General features: G+C 36.2%; 17 protein-coding genes. 14 read left to right on the top strand and 3 right to left on the bottom strand.

All coding sequences use genetic code 11. From position 1 onward, the window contains the following. Positions 1–22 precede the first annotated feature (22 nt). The gene (locus NCE97_RS14500; protein WP_353780004.1) at positions 23–574 is read left to right on the top strand and encodes a DUF4251 domain-containing protein; all 552 of its coding nucleotides are present in this window, start codon (positions 23–25) and stop codon (positions 572–574) included. Positions 575–626: 52 nt separating this feature from the next. Here the strand turns inward: NCE97_RS14500 and NCE97_RS14495 are convergent, their stop codons facing one another. Next, positions 627–1,211, bottom strand: a complete 585-nt coding sequence (locus NCE97_RS14495) for a YceI family protein (RefSeq protein ID WP_353780003.1) — start codon at positions 1,209–1,211, stop codon at positions 627–629. 128 nt (positions 1,212–1,339) lie between these two features. Here NCE97_RS14495 and NCE97_RS14490 point away from each other — a divergent pair, with 128 nt between their 5' ends. The 7 genes from NCE97_RS14490 (at position 1,340) to NCE97_RS14460 (ending at position 6,835) form a co-directional block, all read left to right on the top strand. Next, complete coding sequence (locus tag NCE97_RS14490; RefSeq protein WP_353780002.1) at positions 1,340–2,200, top strand: winged helix-turn-helix domain-containing protein; 861 nt, start codon at positions 1,340–1,342, stop codon at positions 2,198–2,200. A 146-nt stretch (positions 2,201–2,346) separates the two neighbouring features. Further along, positions 2,347–2,862 carry a hypothetical protein gene (locus NCE97_RS14485; protein WP_353780001.1) on the top strand — a complete coding sequence of 172 codons (516 nt, stop codon included), beginning with the start codon at positions 2,347–2,349 and terminating at the stop codon, positions 2,860–2,862. Between the two features lie 245 nt (positions 2,863–3,107). Continuing rightward, positions 3,108–3,620, top strand: a complete 513-nt coding sequence (locus NCE97_RS14480; protein WP_353780000.1) for a hypothetical protein — start codon at positions 3,108–3,110, stop codon at positions 3,618–3,620. A gap of 28 nt (positions 3,621–3,648) precedes the next feature. Then, positions 3,649–4,059, top strand: coding sequence for a DUF8788 domain-containing protein (locus tag NCE97_RS14475; RefSeq protein ID WP_353779999.1), 411 nt, complete (start codon positions 3,649–3,651; stop codon positions 4,057–4,059). 17 nt (positions 4,060–4,076) lie between these two features. Further along, positions 4,077–4,511: a hypothetical protein gene (locus tag NCE97_RS14470; RefSeq protein WP_353779998.1), complete on the top strand. Its 435-nt coding sequence runs from the start codon at positions 4,077–4,079 to the stop codon at positions 4,509–4,511. 19 nt (positions 4,512–4,530) lie between these two features. Then, the gene (locus NCE97_RS14465) at positions 4,531–4,965 is read left to right on the top strand and encodes a hypothetical protein (protein ID WP_353779997.1); all 435 of its coding nucleotides are present in this window, start codon (positions 4,531–4,533) and stop codon (positions 4,963–4,965) included. Between the two features lie 85 nt (positions 4,966–5,050). After that, positions 5,051–6,835 carry an adenylate/guanylate cyclase domain-containing protein gene (locus tag NCE97_RS14460; RefSeq protein WP_353779996.1) on the top strand — a complete coding sequence of 595 codons (1,785 nt, stop codon included), beginning with the start codon at positions 5,051–5,053 and terminating at the stop codon, positions 6,833–6,835. A gap of 77 nt (positions 6,836–6,912) precedes the next feature. Here NCE97_RS14460 and NCE97_RS14455 read toward each other — a convergent pair whose 3' ends face one another. Together NCE97_RS14455 and NCE97_RS14450 are read right to left on the bottom strand one after the other, a co-directional pair. Beyond that, positions 6,913–7,320: a DUF1761 domain-containing protein gene (locus tag NCE97_RS14455; protein WP_353779995.1), complete on the bottom strand. Its 408-nt coding sequence runs from the start codon at positions 7,318–7,320 to the stop codon at positions 6,913–6,915. Between the two features lie 63 nt (positions 7,321–7,383). Continuing rightward, positions 7,384–8,199: an AraC family transcriptional regulator gene (locus NCE97_RS14450; protein WP_353779994.1), complete on the bottom strand. Its 816-nt coding sequence runs from the start codon at positions 8,197–8,199 to the stop codon at positions 7,384–7,386. 139 nt (positions 8,200–8,338) lie between these two features. Between NCE97_RS14450 and NCE97_RS14445 the strand changes: the two genes are divergently transcribed. The 6 genes from NCE97_RS14445 to NCE97_RS14420 all read left to right on the top strand — a co-directional run bounded on the left by NCE97_RS14445 (position 8,339) and on the right by NCE97_RS14420 (position 15,016). Further along, the gene (locus NCE97_RS14445) at positions 8,339–8,569 is read left to right on the top strand and encodes a hypothetical protein (protein ID WP_353779993.1); all 231 of its coding nucleotides are present in this window, start codon (positions 8,339–8,341) and stop codon (positions 8,567–8,569) included. A 215-nt stretch (positions 8,570–8,784) separates the two neighbouring features. Beyond that, entirely contained in the window at positions 8,785–9,132 is a 348-nt protein-coding gene (locus tag NCE97_RS14440; protein WP_353779992.1) for a hypothetical protein, read from the top strand. A 6-nt stretch (positions 9,133–9,138) separates the two neighbouring features. Beyond that, positions 9,139–10,698: an FAD-binding protein gene (locus NCE97_RS14435; protein ID WP_353779991.1), complete on the top strand. Its 1,560-nt coding sequence runs from the start codon at positions 9,139–9,141 to the stop codon at positions 10,696–10,698. A 45-nt stretch (positions 10,699–10,743) separates the two neighbouring features. Next, positions 10,744–11,769: a hypothetical protein gene (locus NCE97_RS14430; protein ID WP_353779990.1), complete on the top strand. Its 1,026-nt coding sequence runs from the start codon at positions 10,744–10,746 to the stop codon at positions 11,767–11,769. A gap of 162 nt (positions 11,770–11,931) precedes the next feature. After that, complete coding sequence (locus NCE97_RS14425; protein ID WP_353779989.1) at positions 11,932–12,714, top strand: LytR/AlgR family response regulator transcription factor; 783 nt, start codon at positions 11,932–11,934, stop codon at positions 12,712–12,714. A gap of 85 nt (positions 12,715–12,799) precedes the next feature. Then, positions 12,800–15,016 (top strand): DUF5916 domain-containing protein, encoded by a 2,217-nt coding sequence (locus tag NCE97_RS14420; protein ID WP_353779988.1) that lies wholly within the window; start codon positions 12,800–12,802, stop codon positions 15,014–15,016. The last annotated feature ends 47 nt before the right edge of the window (positions 15,017–15,063 follow it).

Raw genomic sequence — 15,063 nt, 5'->3', positions numbered from 1 at the left:
TCTTTTAAGAAATATGTTAGTTATGAAAGCAAGATTAATAGCATTCCTTGTAATAACTATTTTGTTTTACTCGTGTAGTGCATCCAAAACCAAAGCAACTCCAGAGCAGTTACAAGCTTTGAATGAGTTAATTGAAAGCAAGTCATTTGTTATTGAGTCCGAATGGGCTATGCCATTAGTGACGAGTAGCCTCACGGCGATACAGAACTCTGGACTTATAGCACCAAATAATAACAATATAAATCGTATAAACCTTCTTAGTAACCCTAATGAGTTACGACTAGAAGAGGGGTACATTACATCTCAATTACCCTATTACGGTGAAGTACAGATTCCTTCAGCATATAATGCTATGAAAACAGGTATAGCTCTCGATAGTGAGATTAAGAACTACAAGGTGCAGGAAAATAAGAATGGTAGTTATACAGTGACCTTTGATGCCAAAAGTGATACAGAACATTTCGATGTAACTATTCAATTATGGCCAAGCTTAAAAACTGAAATGACCTTAAATGGCGCAAAGCGATTAGCAATTCGCTATGAAGGAAAAGCTAGAATGCTTGAGGGTAATTAAAAAGTAGATACATATAATAAATTATGCGCGCTCTACAGAGCGCGCAATTAGTTTACAAACGAACGGTAGCTTCAAAACCAATAGCATCAGAAATAGCGCCATCGCGCAGTTTACTATTGTAATCAATCCCCCAGCGTTGCCTATCGATTTTAAATTTTGCAATTAGTTCTTCCTTTTCATAATCGACTTCAGCTCTAAAATTGATAGCGTGTGTGATGCCTTTTATAGTGAGGTTGGCAAAGATTTTTAAGCGCGTGTTATTTTCGTAGCTTACGTTGGTAATCACCATAGTGGCTTCAGGAAAGTTATTGACTTCAAAGAAGTCTTCGTCTTTCAAATGATCTACAAGCCCAGAGTCTCGGTCAATTTCACCATTATCTGTACAAGCAATACTGTGCATGTCGATTACAAATTTTCCGCCAGTGATAACATCTCCGTTCTTAATAAAATACCCTTCTTTAAAATCTACAATACCTTCGTGACCTCCAAAATAGAACGTATATTCACCAATCCATTTCAGTTGACTTTTAGTGATATCGATATCTAGTTTTTCAGAAGTATCAATAATCGTAGTTTGTGCATTTAGAGCAATAAGTGTACACATAGTAAATGCAATAAATAGGATGTTTTTTTTCATGACTTTCGTTTTTAGATTTAATTTTGGATTAAAACTATTGCGCCACGAGACCGAAAGTGTCAAAAGAGTGTAAAATAAGTGTCAACGATTGTAAAAAGTCATGATTTTGTATGTTATTTACAGAACCAATGAACAAAAGAAAGATCTACATATATAGTATTCTGGGAATTATTACAGTGCTTTGGTGGTTATTTTCAAAACCCGAAATACAGCAAGAAGACTTTCCTGAAGCAGCAAAAATTGCCCTTCGCGATACAGGAAATCAATTATTACTAGCAAGCAACGATTCTACATCTTTAGTTTTACCAATAAAGCAATTGAGTGATGCTAAGTATCAATTGGCATTTCAAAGTCAATTAGAAATACACCCCGATAGTTTAGTGTCCACAGTACAAAGAAGTTTGAAAAAGGCACAACTCCCAGAGCAATATAGAGTGGAAGTGAAGCAATGTGTAGATGATGAAGTTGCATATAGCTATGAGGTACAGTTCAATAAAGAAGAAGATATCGTGCCTTGCCTTGGTCGATTATTACCAGAAAGCTGTTATACCATAGATGTACAGTTCATTAAAGGAGTCACTCAGAATAGCAGAAGCAATACACCTTTGTATCTTCTTGCAACATTGCTGATTATCGTTTTAATGGATTATGGATTCAGTAGCACAATGAAGACTCAAGACATTACTACAGAAGACTATGAATCCTTAGGGAGTTTTAAATTTTATCCAGAACAAAATAAACTGGTCAGAGAAGCAGTAGAAATTAACCTTTCCAAAAAAGAATGCGAACTACTTGCCATTTTTGTTGACCACTCTAACCAAGTCGTGAAGCGCGACGAGCTTACCAAACGCGTATGGGAAGATAATGGTGTCATTGTGGGAAGAAGTCTGGATACCTATGTCTCTAAACTGCGTAAAAAACTGCAGGACGATAATACCATAAAGCTTACAAATGTCCATGGTGTTGGCTACAAGTTGGAAGTGAATTGACTACCTTTTTTAACAGACTAGTAACACAATACTTATATGTATTTTGTATATTTAGTTTCTTCCCTTAATATAATATAATTGCTAAATAATGATTTGTGTTATAGAGATATGCACAAACGGATTGTATAATTATTAATACTAAAATTATGAAGCAAAAACAGTTGAATGCAACCAAAATCTTTTATGGGATATTTGGCTTTTTATTAATGACTTTTATCGCTTACTCATGTAGTAATGCTGAAGAATCTAATGTTGAAAATCAAAAAATTAAAGACAAAGGAATTCTGGAAAGATCTAACGATCCTTATGAAGATGTTGTAATAACAATTTATTATGAAAACCAGAAACTGATGTTGAAAGACAATCAGAATAATCCTTATGATCCAAGTAAACCAGAAGACTTTACAACAGAAATATACCCAGAAGGGAACGTAACATGGGAATTGGGTACTGGTTTAGACTCTATATCTATTGCTATTGATTCTGGTCAGAGTCTCTTTGCGAAACTACCTGAAGAAGAAACTAATGGTGATTGGACTGCTGATATGGACGATGTACAATCTGGTACTGCAAAATATGATATTACTTATAAAGTAAGTGGAGATAGCACAGTTTATGTACTAGACCCTAAATTGCAGATTCGTAGAAAATCAACCAGTTAGTTGGTATTTTAGTTATAAAATTTTATTTAAAAAGCAGTATAGATACTACCATACTGCTTTTCTCTTTATTACAATCTTTTAAAAATTTCGTATATTTAGAACATAGCATTGCATTTCTGTAATGTGTTCCCCTTTTTTACTTAATAACTGTGGCGTAGATTGGTTTAAGAGTTTTTTGAACTGATGATGACATTTGTTGGCTTTACTACTTGGTATGGTAAGCTATTAATCAATTCATCAACTACATGGAAACTAAAGAACAACACGGTTATCCAAATCTCGACGTTGGCCCTAAAAACAGAAACCTCACCATTATTGTAAAAGCCAATCAATTATTCAATTCGCATTACCAAAATCCTACAGAGCGAGATAAGGTTATAGATAATTGTACATCGTTGCTAGACGATGAAGGTTTGGAAAGTGCCTATGGCGACAATAATAGAAACTTTACGACCATCATTTACATGGACTATAACATGATCTGGGAGATTGCTTTGGCAGATCCTTCTGGAAAAGATAAAGACTATAAAGTCCATCTGGTAGATATTACACAAGATAGTGCAGAAAGCTTCTTCACCCAAAAAGTCTTAAGACCAGAACGTGATGGTAACATCTATGGCAAAGTAGTAGACAAAATAAATTTAGATGGCAAAGAAGAAGACTATACTATTCATTTCTATGTCTCTAAAGGCAGAGAGTCTTCACCTGTTTTACCTATAGACCCTAAGCTTCAAATTCGTAAGCGATTATCAAACTGAACAATTTTAAACCAAAAACTAAAATAGTATGGCAACACACGTAATTTGGATTTACGCAACTAATCAACGCCCTTATCCATTGAGTATCGTTGATGACGAAGGACACATGGCAGTTGTTGATGATAAAATTAGAGAATTAAAAACTGAATTAGTTAATGGAGATATCGTAAAATGGGTGATCAATACAGGGTCAAACATTACTGGTATTGTAGATATAAAAGAACTCAAGACACGTATTCTCGATAAGGATGTATTACTGCCTGTATTCAAAATACCTCCGGCCCCAACTAATGATGGACTTGGATCTTGGGCTGCAGAAGTTCAAATGCCAGATAGCTATGTGCAGGCAATAATCGAGTATACCATTACTTATACTGTGAATGGGAAAAACTATACACAAGATCCTAAGCTTCAGATAAGAAAAAAATTAAATAGTTAATCAATCCAATAAAAATTATGGCATACACATCATTGAACATCATGCTAACAGTTGATGTTAGAGGTCTACATAATGACCCCAATAACGAGCTTAAGTACTGCACTATATCTGACAACCAAGGTGGTCGTTTAGATAATCCAAACAATAAAGCTACTTTCGATTCTATAGCAGATTCAAATACTTGGGTGACTTGGGCTGGACAAGACATGGGAACTGGCAATCTGGTCATTATTACTGATTTGCAATTTGAGAATGTCCCTGAAGGCTTTTTCTATAAAGCACCGTACCAAGTCAGTGATGATTCGTGGGTTGCGGTTTTAGGCGAAAACAATTCAAACCATAACATGGAATGCAAATACACCATTACTTTCGATGATGGTGTTCGTGGCGATCATAAGTTTATTATTGATCCAAAGCTACAAATTCGTAAAAAATTAGGAGCTAATAACTAAAAAACTAAATACTATAATTATGGACAAATTACCTGAAGTAACAATTACCATGACTGTAGATGTAAACTCTTTAGAGTCAGATCCAGTTGTAAAAAACAGCGTCAATATTTTAGATAACCTAAATGATAGAGATGATGTACCGGGAGATTCTTCTACTTTCGACACCGTTGCTGATAGCCACTCAAAAATATATTGGAAAGCACAATCTATGAATGGCGTTGATACTATTCATATTGATCTTATTTATATCAATAAAGGCCAACCAGACCCTTTTCAAGATCCTCCAGGGGAATTAGTAGATGGAAGTGGAGAATGGTTTGCTATAGCAAAAGATGTTGGTTATTATCAAGATATTGATTCAGAATATTCAATAAGGTTTTATGTCAATGGAAATCATAAAAAGAAATATACTATAGATCCAAAATTACAAATTCGAAAAAAGCTAAACAGCTAGCTTTTCCGAATCCCTTTATAATTCAATGACAAAGGTATTCTTCATTTTTAATAAAAGATATAAACTGTTTTACTGTTTCTTGTGTTTGCTGCAAGTACAAATAGTTTATTCTCAAGAAGTTCTTGATTTAGATCAAGTTAGAGTAGATAGCTTAAAACAAATCTATAAGGAAAATAGTGAAAGTAAAGATGCTAGAAGAATTTTGGCCGTAATCAGTCATGATGAAACAGATCCTGATGAAAAATTATTCTACTCTAATAAATTAATTGAGCTGATAGAATCTCAATCTGTAAAGAGCAATCGCAAAAAAGACTCAGTAGATTTTTTTCTTTCGGCTGCATATCTTCAAAAGGGTAATGCGCTTCAGTTACAAGGAGAATTCCATGAAGCCATAGATGCTTACTTTAAGTGTAAAGAAGCTTCAGATAGAGAAGGAGATGAAGCATTATCTTCGGGGGTTTTGGTATCTATTGCAGATACCTATTCCATGATTGGCAACTCTGAAAGTGCAGAAAAATATTATGATGAAGCTATTGTATTGCTTAGAAAGAATAAAGATTCTATAAATCTTGCCTCAGCGTTATTGAATGCTGGTGATGAATATCTGAACACAAAACAATTTGAAAAGGCATTAAAGAATTTTGAAGAATCTGGAATCCTTTTCGAGATGATAGATTATCCTATCGGGAAAGCCTATAATATAGGAAATATTGGTATGGTCTATGCCGAACAAGGCAAGCATGAAGAAGCGAAAAATAATATTTATGAGGCTATTACAATTCTTGAAGGTATAGAAGATTATTATGCAATCTCAGTCTATCTCTATGCTATGTCAGACATTTATCAGGAGCAACAAGATTATAGCAAGGCTCTAGACTATGCCTACCGAAGCTTTGATGTGGCAAAGACCTATGATCTAAAAGACCAATTGAGCGAAGCTAACCTGCGAATATCGATACTTCTAGAGCTTGCTGGAAACCCTACTGAAGCATTAGCACGTTACAAAGACCATATTGCATACAGAGATAGTATCATTAATGTGGAGAATGTACAAAAAATAGCCAACTATGAAGTAAAACAAAAGGATCTTGAAGTAGAAAACCTTGAACAAAAACGAAAGAATCAACGCATCGTATTTTGGTCCACAATCGGTGTACTATTTCTTATTGGAGTATTGGCCTATGAATTATACAAACGCAATAAGTTTGTTCGTAAGACCAATAAAATTATTGCTGCAGAGAAGGAGCGATCTGACAATTTACTGCTGAATATTTTACCAGAAGAAACCGCACAAGAGCTTAAAGACAAAGGTAGTGTAGAGGCTAAAAAATTTGAATCCGTAACAGTATTGTTTTCAGACTTTAAAGGCTTTACCCATTATGCTGAAAACCTACCACCCGAGGATTTGGTAAATACAGTCGATCATTATTTCTCTGAGTTCGATCTTATTATGGAAAAGTATAATCTCGAAAAAATAAAAACAGTTGGTGATGCTTATATGGCAGCAGGTGGCTTACCCTTCGAAACTGAAGATCATGCCAATAAGATGATTTTAGCAGCAAGAGAGATGGCTGAGTTTGTAGCCAAAGCCAAACACGATGATAAGACAGGTGCTACCTTCGATATTAGGATAGGGATTAATACAGGGCCAGTAGTAGCTGGTGTGGTAGGCTCCAAAAAATTTGCTTATGATATTTGGGGCGATACTGTCAATATAGCCTCGCGCATGGAAAGTAATTCAGAACCTGGACGCATCAATATTTCAGAAGAAACCTATCAGCACATCAAATCTGATTTTGATTGTGAATATCGCGGTGAAATTGCAGTCAAGAATCGTGGTCAGATGAAGATGTATTTTGTTAATGCATAGCAACTAACAACATAAAAAGATGCACTAGCTGTATTCGCCTGTGCATCTTTTACTACCAAACTATATTCTCCATGAAATTATCTCCAAGCGCCTAGAATGGCACCAATCACAGTAAAAAAGATGATAATGTAACCGCTATTTATAAAGATATAGGACCAACTTTTTTGTTCAAAAAGCCCTATTACTGTGAAGATTGCAGCTGCCCATCCAAAACCTGTTAAGAACCCAGCAGTAAGTCCCCAAACAACATCAGTACTATTATCGCCTAAGAAGAAGGCCATGTTATAAGCCATTAGATAAGCCAATAAAAAACTGATGCCATAAGTTTTCATGGGACTAGCTGCTTTCAACTGTTCGTCGGTTAAGTTGTTTTCTCTTTTCCAAGCTTTGTAAAATAATGCAGGAGAATACCATATGGCACCTAAAACCATATTGAAAATTGCACATGCTAAAACCGCCCAATGATTGATTATTACTTGTTCCATAATCTCTTTAAATGTTATGAGAACAAATTAACGCGTTTGCAGAAGAGAAAAATTGTAAAAAATTTACTTTACAGGGAAGAAGTTGGGATAGTCTCCAATATCACTCAAGTATTTTGAAGGATTCAAACCAGAGAACGACTGAAAGTCCTTTATAAAGTGTGCCTGATCAAAATAACCACATTCCGAAGCTATGCGTGCCCAAGAGATTTTTTCTTTGTTTTCAACAGCAGCTAGTATTTCATTGAATCTGGTAATACGATGAAATTGCTTAGGTGTAATGCCAACATATTTTTTAAACAATTCAATAAACTGCTTTTGAGAATATCCTGAACGTTCGGCTAACTTAGAAATATTGATTTGTGACGACGAGGTTTGAATTTCATGAATCGCATACTCAATAATATCTGTGTAGAAATCATCTTTCTTAAATTGATTCTCTAACCAGTGTTCTATCTCCTGAAATTTTTCTTCTGGTGTCGTAGGTTCTTTCAATTGCTCTAGGAGCTTCAATACAGAATCTCCAAAAACGTCTTTAGCTGGGACTACAGTATTAGTAAACGTATGTGCAGGTTTATGAGTCAGTGGATAACCAGCACCAGGCTTAAAGACCACGACCATCATCTCCTCGCAATGTGCAGTTATGGTAATGTAATCCGTAAGCACACCAGAAAGCCAAACATCTTTGTATTCAATTGTCTTTTCGTGAGTGATATTATCATGTATGTACTTTGGATTGCCAGTCAGCTCAAAAATAATATTGATGGTTCCATCGGGCAAGTATTTATCGATCTCGTGTTCAGGGTAATAATCCTTATTGTAAACGATAGTCACGAGATATTTCGATAAATTGTCTTTGGGTGTATGGGCTAAATGGATCAAGGAAGCGTGTTTGAGTGATATTCAAAAGTAGTTAAATTATTTGTACACTAGAATTAATAAATATACCCTGTATACGGTATTGTTCTGACTAATAACGATTTATACTTTGATCCACATATTAACCTTAAAATCATTAAAAATGTCAGAATTAACTTTTGAATCAGTAAACAAGGAAATTGAAGCTTTAGACCTTAATGAATTAGAACTATATTCAAAGCGGGAAGCCTTAGACGTAACGTCCAAAATATGTGAAATATGGAAAAAGATAAGCAGTATCGTTAGATTAATTGCTAATATTCCTTTGATCCCAAAAAAATGGAGAGATGCTTTAAAGGTTCTTATCAGTGCACTTGACTCATTGTGTGCTTAAGATTTAAGGGCGAACACTAAAAGGATTATTTAAAGTACTTAGTGTTTGTCCTTTATATATTTCGTATATTTAAGTTCTCCTTAGAATTAAAAATCGCTTTTTTAATTAATCCCCATAAGTACTGTATTTGAGATAACTCATGTGCTCACAATCGATGTGCGTTACAGTACCAATCCTTTAATACCTAATAAAACGAAACCTTAAAGACAACGGTTATGAAACTGCTCAAATTGTTAGTGCTTACACTCCTTGTAAGTATGCTTACGTCCTGTTATTCGGTGCGATTGCGAAACGTCAATGGCGCGCCACAACTCGATCCATTTTCCGATAGAGATGATTATTATCGTGGTATGGCTGTGGTTGAAAAAGACACTGTCATCAACATGAAACTGACTTCCAAGGATTTCACCTATCTCATTAAAGAAGAAGAACTCTGCGAATCTGGTAAGTTGAATATGGTAGAATATCGAAACACCTTTGGCAGTGTACTGCTCAGTGCTGTAACGTTTGGAAGAAAACGTAAAGTGAAAATCAAGTACGTCTGTGAAAAACCTCGAAACTAAAACGCTATGGCAACAACAAAATCCAAACTCTTAAGCCAATGGGACACGCTACATAACAACGGTCCATTCCCATTGAAGCTCCTATACCAAACCAAACTTGAAGGCGAACGCCTCATGCCCAAAAAGATTGACCGCTACAACGATGCTGCCAAAGAAATACAACGGCTTATTAAAGAAACCCAACAAGCAGGCGAGGGGTTTCGTGCCTACGGTTCAGCATGGTCCATGAACAATATCGCAAGCCATAAAGACCGCATGCACCACAACGGCCCTATGAACTTATCTATGCCAATTCATCCTAGTGAATGCCATCAAAATAATGCCTACGATCCCACAAACCTATTTCTGTTTCAATGTGGGAATACCATCAAAGAAGTTTCCGAAACCTTAGCCGAAAACGGAAAATCACTCAAAACCAGTGGCGCCAGTAATGGCCAAACCATTGCAGGCTGTATCTCTACAGGCGTACATGGTGCAGGACTCGATATTGGCTCCGTACAAGATTATGTCGTCGGGCTCAATCTTATTATCGGTCCAGACCCCAATGATATCGTCTATATAGAACCCCAATCCAAACCAGCCCTGAGCGATGCCTTTATAAGTACCTTAAACTCTAGAGTCATTAGAGACGACGATATGTTTTATGCGGCTTTAGTAGGACTAGGTGGCTTTGGATTTATACACGGTGTGGTCATCGAGGCAGAACCTATATTTTTAATCAACCGCTATGTCAAAAAGATTAAAAAGTCCTTGGCGTTTGAGTTAGCGAATACGATGGATTTTAAGAACTCTAGCTTTACCATTCCTGGGGAAACTGATGCACAGGGTAAAGGCAATACACCATTTCATTATAAGATATTCATCAATCAGTATAGCGATGATCCCAATTGTATTGTGGAAGTGATGTACAAGAAACCCTATCAAGAGCCTTATCCAGATCCGTTTCCTGTGATAAAGGAATCCATTTATAGGGATTTGATCTATCTCTTTGTAAAGCTCGCTGAGAAGTTCCCAAAGAGTATTCCATGGCTCGTGAAACGGCTACGCAATACCATTTTGCCTGAAGTCAATGAAGAAACGACTGGTATGCTGAAAGAAATTTTTTGGGACGCACCATACCAAGGTCCAGCCTTTGCTTGCTCATTTGGGATTGATCATAGCCATTCTGAACAAGCGATGAACTTATTGGGTAAGCTTACACGCGACGAAGGCCCAATCCCAGGCATCTTTGCCTTACGCTTTGTAAAGCAGACCAAAGCGACGCTTGGCTTTACTAAGTTTCCTATTACTTGTATGATAGAAATTGATGGTGTGCTTTGGAAGAAGACCCGAAAGATTATGAGCCTTACGGAATACTCTAGGCGTATGATTGAAGTGCTACAGCAAAACAATATCCCGTTTACCTTGCATTGGGGTAAAAACAGCGATTGGGAATTCCCAGGCTTGGTTGACCACATGTTTGGCACTAAAGCCAACGATTGGAAAACACAACGTACACAGCTATTATCACCTGCCATGCAAACCCTGTTTTCTAATAAATTTTTAAAGACGGTTGGGTTGGGGTAATTGGTATTTCAGTAAGCCCATTGTGATATTATATAAATGATAGATATGGATGAAAAAAAATATAGAATTGGATCAAATTCAATAAGGCTTTTGGTTGCAATTTCTCGCTTAGCACATTTATTAATTTTTTTAGTTATTTCAGCAATCTTAGTTTTTCTGATAGTGTACTTTGTTGAAATAGATTTAAAAGAAAAGTTATGGGAAAATTTAGCAGATATTGTCCATGTATTAGAATATGGCACAATATCCACTTTTGCAATTATGGCTTTCAAAAACATTCTTTCTGGAAAAGCAGATGATCTCATTGAGTATTTGTTAACTGATGATATTTCACCGAATGATTTTTCTGAATCTAAGTGGGTGTTTTTAACGAAAAAAAGTAGAGGAAGAGAGATTAATAGATTTATTGATCAAAACGTAATGCATAGGTATGCTTTCAGGATTTCCATCTATTTCATTATTATATCTTTAGCAGGATGGCTAGCTTATCTTGCCTTTGCTGATAAAAAGAATATCGCTACTTCCAGTAAGCCCAGTAATTACTATTACTTTTTTAATCATTCAATCGAAAAAAATCCTCCAGTTTGGGAAGGTAATCCAAGCGATTTTAAGTTGATATTTAGTTTTGAACATGAAAAGACAAATATTGATGCTTTCGGTAAAGATGAAAGTGAAACTTTGATAAATTTATTGAAAGCGTTAAAAGGCTGTTTACAATCTCCTAAAGACTTAGTGGAATTAAAAATAATAGGTTTTGCTAGTGAATATCAAAATGATATTGATAAAAAGCATGAAGATATAAAGTTAGCTAATAAGAGAGCTAGCGTAATTGCTAATAAAATAGAGGCATTCAAAAGTGAGAAAGAAAAGCATTTGCCACATCTCGCTAAAATAAAAATAGAAGTGCATCAATGGAGTTTGCTTGAATATGATGAAATGGTAAAGGCACGAATATTTAAAGAAACAAACTTAGAAGGAGCTACAGAGAAACAACAACAAGACGAAACTAGTGAATATTTAAATAGAAGAGCTGAGGTGATTATATCTGAAGCAGGTGGATGTAGTAGATAAATTTTAAATAGGGGTTTTGAACTTTTTCTAGAAAGTGTTTTCCATTCCTGTTCTACTTTATTTCAATCTTAGGAATATGATTAATCACCAAAAAATTAAGAATCCTTTACAAACAAGTTCATAAGGATTTTACGATATTTGGGTATTCTATAGTCTAGTCTTGTGAGCAGATTGAAATCCAAATATGTATACATCGTTTTGGCATTTGTGTTGGCCAATATTCTTATTGGACGACTGTTTCAAGAAAGCTTAGAACTTGTCTGCCAGTCCGAACTCTTAATTATTGGTGGTACCAGCTTTTTGTTTTTCTATGCCATCAAACCCATACTAGAGCGTGCTTCTAAACAATGGAATCCACTGCAAAGCAAAAAGAACATGCTCATCCAAGCAGGCTTGGGGATTTCGGTAACGGGAATCAACATCCTTATTTCTCAGGTGGCGATCATCTTTGCGATGATCTATGTGTATAACTGTACATCCTCACCAAGTTTTACATTCCTCAATGCGAGTTTAACCAATAATCTCGCCCTCAATCTGTTTTGCTATGCCTTGTTAATCTTAATGCTTGTAGAGTCACATAGAACCCAGACTAGTGCTACAAACGATACTATGGCGCCAGTTGAGCAACCAACAACGTCTTTAGTCTTATCGTCTCACAACAGACAAAACATTGTCAATACGGTTGACATTAGTTTTATTGAGGTGTCTAATAATTGCATCATCTTTAATACCACCAAAGGTAAGTTTGTAAAGTACCAAAGTCTAAAATCCTTTTTGTCAGAGCATAACTTACCACAGTTCAAACGTATTCATCGTTCCTATGCGGTGAATTCCGATTGCATAGAGAGCATACAAAAAAATACGAGTGGCGATGGCTATGTGTATCTCAATGACCAAAGCAAACTAAAATTTAGTAGAAGCTTTAAAGATCAGTTGCTAAACTAAGCCGCGACTTACCATTTGTTTTCCGCAACTTACACTGCTTTATTTTTAATACCTCTGTGAATACGCTTTGTTTGCTGAAAAAAGTATGCGCACAGTTGTTATCGGTTTAGTAGTGATCCTTTGTTATCATCTCCATGCACAAAACCCAATTGTTATCCCCAAAACGAATGGCACTTTGGTTTTGGATGGACAATTAACAGAACCCTTTTGGTTTGAAATAGAACCCTTACGATTTTCTGAATACAGACCCAATGCAGGCGTGACCGATAGCTTAACGACCATGTACGTGACCTATGATACCGATAACCTCATTATCGGTTTTATCGCTAAGGATGCAGCTCCAGACCAAATCATTTCACGCTGCTTGTTGCGAGACAAATGGTATGGTGATGACTATGTCTCTTTTCATATAGACCCAAATGACACAGACCAAAACGGATTTGTGTTTTCCGTATATCCACCAGGCAGTCGTTTTGATATGGCAGTCTCTAATGATGCTGTGCCTTTGGGGAATTCAACCTTTAATGTGTCCTACGACATGATTTGGGATGCCAAAGTGCATCGCGACGAAGAAGGTTGGAGTGCAGAACTCAAGATTCCGATTTCAAATTTGCGATTCAAACGAGATAGTGATGGCAATATCATTGCGGCGATTTCAGGTTTACGGAGTCAAAACTATCTAGGGAAGAGTACCACATTTCCCGAAGTGCCTCAAGAGGTTACCAATGCCATTGAAAAACCGTCCTTGAAGTATCCTGTAATCTTTCAGGAGTTAACACCAAAAAAGCAATTGCAAATCACACCTTACGTCACAGCATCTCTAGGCAACAGATACGCTTTAAATTCCGAAGAAACCAGTTATACAAAAACAAATACTGATGAACTCGATGCAGGACTGGATATACGTTATGGTATTTCGCCAAGCCTTACTCTGGATGTCACAGTGAATACGGATTTCTCACAGGTTGAAATTGATGACCAAATCGTTAATGTCAATGATCGCGTTAATATCTTCCTCCCAGAAAAACGCAAGTTCTTTCAAGAGCAAGCAGGCTTGTTCGATTTTAATGCTGGGATATTCTCGCAATTATTCTACAGCAGGCAAATAGGCATTAATAATGGACAACTAACACCAATACTTGGTGGCGTCCGCTTAACAGGACAAGTCGGCAACACTGATATCGGATTATTGTCATTGCAAACAGAAGGCATCAGGCTAAGTGAAACCAATAGCATAGCTTCTGAAAATTTTAGTGTGCTGCGTTTGCGTAGATCCATCATCAATAACAAATCCTTTATCGGGTTTATGGCTACAAATCGCTTGCGAAAAGGCTATTACAATACAGCAATAGGTTTTGATAATGTGATTAGTCTGCCTAATGATGTGTTTTTAGTGTCTTCAGCGTCAACCTCTATAGACAAGGATAATCCAGATTACAGCTTCATTGATAACTCTAGATTTTCTGTGTATTTGGATAAACGAAAGGAGAGTGGTTGGTACTATAGAGCGGCTTACGAGTTTTCTGGAGAGGACTATAATCCAGCTATGGGCTTCTTATTACGAGAGCGACATCACAATATGTATGGTGCGTTAACGTATGGAACATTCAATACAGATAAGACCAAGCACATATTTCAATATCAGCGCTTTACTCTGTTCAATTCTGATACCTATACTGATACGGATTTCTCTAAAGTCATTACCTGGTACAATCGAAGCTTTTGGCGTGGACGTTTGTTTAGTGGCGATTCCTTTATACTATTTGCACAAGCGCAGTATGAGAATGTAAATTCTGAAATCACTTTAGATACAAACTTATTTGTACCCGAAGGCCAATACGATTTTTATTATTTCGGAGCATCCTACTCACCAGCGGTTCAGCATAAGGTTAAAATCCCAATTGGTATAGAATATGGCAGCTATTTTGATGGTACCAACTTTCGATTCAACCTGAACCCAGAATTCAATTTTGGAAAACATCTCACGATACAATCGTCTTACAGAGCGAATAGAATCCGTTTCAAGAGGCGCAACCAAAAGGAATGGATTCACATCGCTCAAACGAAGTTTAACTTGGCTTATAACTTACATTTATCTGGAAGCATCATAGGGCAGTACAACTCACTAAGTGACCAAATATTAACGAGTGCACGATTGCGTTACAACTTCAAAGATGGACATGATTTATACTTGGTGTATAACCAGGATTATAATTTGGATGCACATCTTTTCACACCACAATTACCTCGATATAACAACCAGATTATTACTGTAAAATATCTGTATACATTTTCTAAGTAATAGTACAATTCTGACCTTTTTAAATCATCATTTAGACTGGTTTTATA

The sequence above is a fragment of the Winogradskyella sp. 3972H.M.0a.05 genome, from assembly GCF_040493455.1.
In the GTDB taxonomy this organism is placed as follows: domain Bacteria; phylum Bacteroidota; class Bacteroidia; order Flavobacteriales; family Flavobacteriaceae; genus Microcosmobacter.
The sequence above is the reverse complement of the archived record's forward strand: the minus strand, read 5'-3'. Positions and strand labels throughout refer to the sequence as shown.

Coding starts and splice junctions, on each gene's coding strand:
- NCE97_RS14500 (WP_353780004.1), top strand. CDS start 23: ATGAAAGCAAGATTAATAGCATTCCTTGTAATAACTATTTTGTTTTAC.
- NCE97_RS14495 (WP_353780003.1), bottom strand. CDS start 1,211: ATGAAAAAAAACATCCTATTTATTGCATTTACTATGTGTACACTTATT.
- NCE97_RS14490 (WP_353780002.1), top strand. CDS start 1,340: ATGAACAAAAGAAAGATCTACATATATAGTATTCTGGGAATTATTACA.
- NCE97_RS14485 (WP_353780001.1), top strand. CDS start 2,347: ATGAAGCAAAAACAGTTGAATGCAACCAAAATCTTTTATGGGATATTT.
- NCE97_RS14480 (WP_353780000.1), top strand. CDS start 3,108: ATGGAAACTAAAGAACAACACGGTTATCCAAATCTCGACGTTGGCCCT.
- NCE97_RS14475 (WP_353779999.1), top strand. CDS start 3,649: ATGGCAACACACGTAATTTGGATTTACGCAACTAATCAACGCCCTTAT.
- NCE97_RS14470 (WP_353779998.1), top strand. CDS start 4,077: ATGGCATACACATCATTGAACATCATGCTAACAGTTGATGTTAGAGGT.
- NCE97_RS14465 (WP_353779997.1), top strand. CDS start 4,531: ATGGACAAATTACCTGAAGTAACAATTACCATGACTGTAGATGTAAAC.
- NCE97_RS14455 (WP_353779995.1), bottom strand. CDS start 7,320: ATGGAACAAGTAATAATCAATCATTGGGCGGTTTTAGCATGTGCAATT.
- NCE97_RS14445 (WP_353779993.1), top strand. CDS start 8,339: ATGTCAGAATTAACTTTTGAATCAGTAAACAAGGAAATTGAAGCTTTA.
- NCE97_RS14440 (WP_353779992.1), top strand. CDS start 8,785: ATGAAACTGCTCAAATTGTTAGTGCTTACACTCCTTGTAAGTATGCTT.
- NCE97_RS14435 (WP_353779991.1), top strand. CDS start 9,139: ATGGCAACAACAAAATCCAAACTCTTAAGCCAATGGGACACGCTACAT.
- NCE97_RS14430 (WP_353779990.1), top strand. CDS start 10,744: ATGGATGAAAAAAAATATAGAATTGGATCAAATTCAATAAGGCTTTTG.
- NCE97_RS14420 (WP_353779988.1), top strand. CDS start 12,800: ATGCGCACAGTTGTTATCGGTTTAGTAGTGATCCTTTGTTATCATCTC.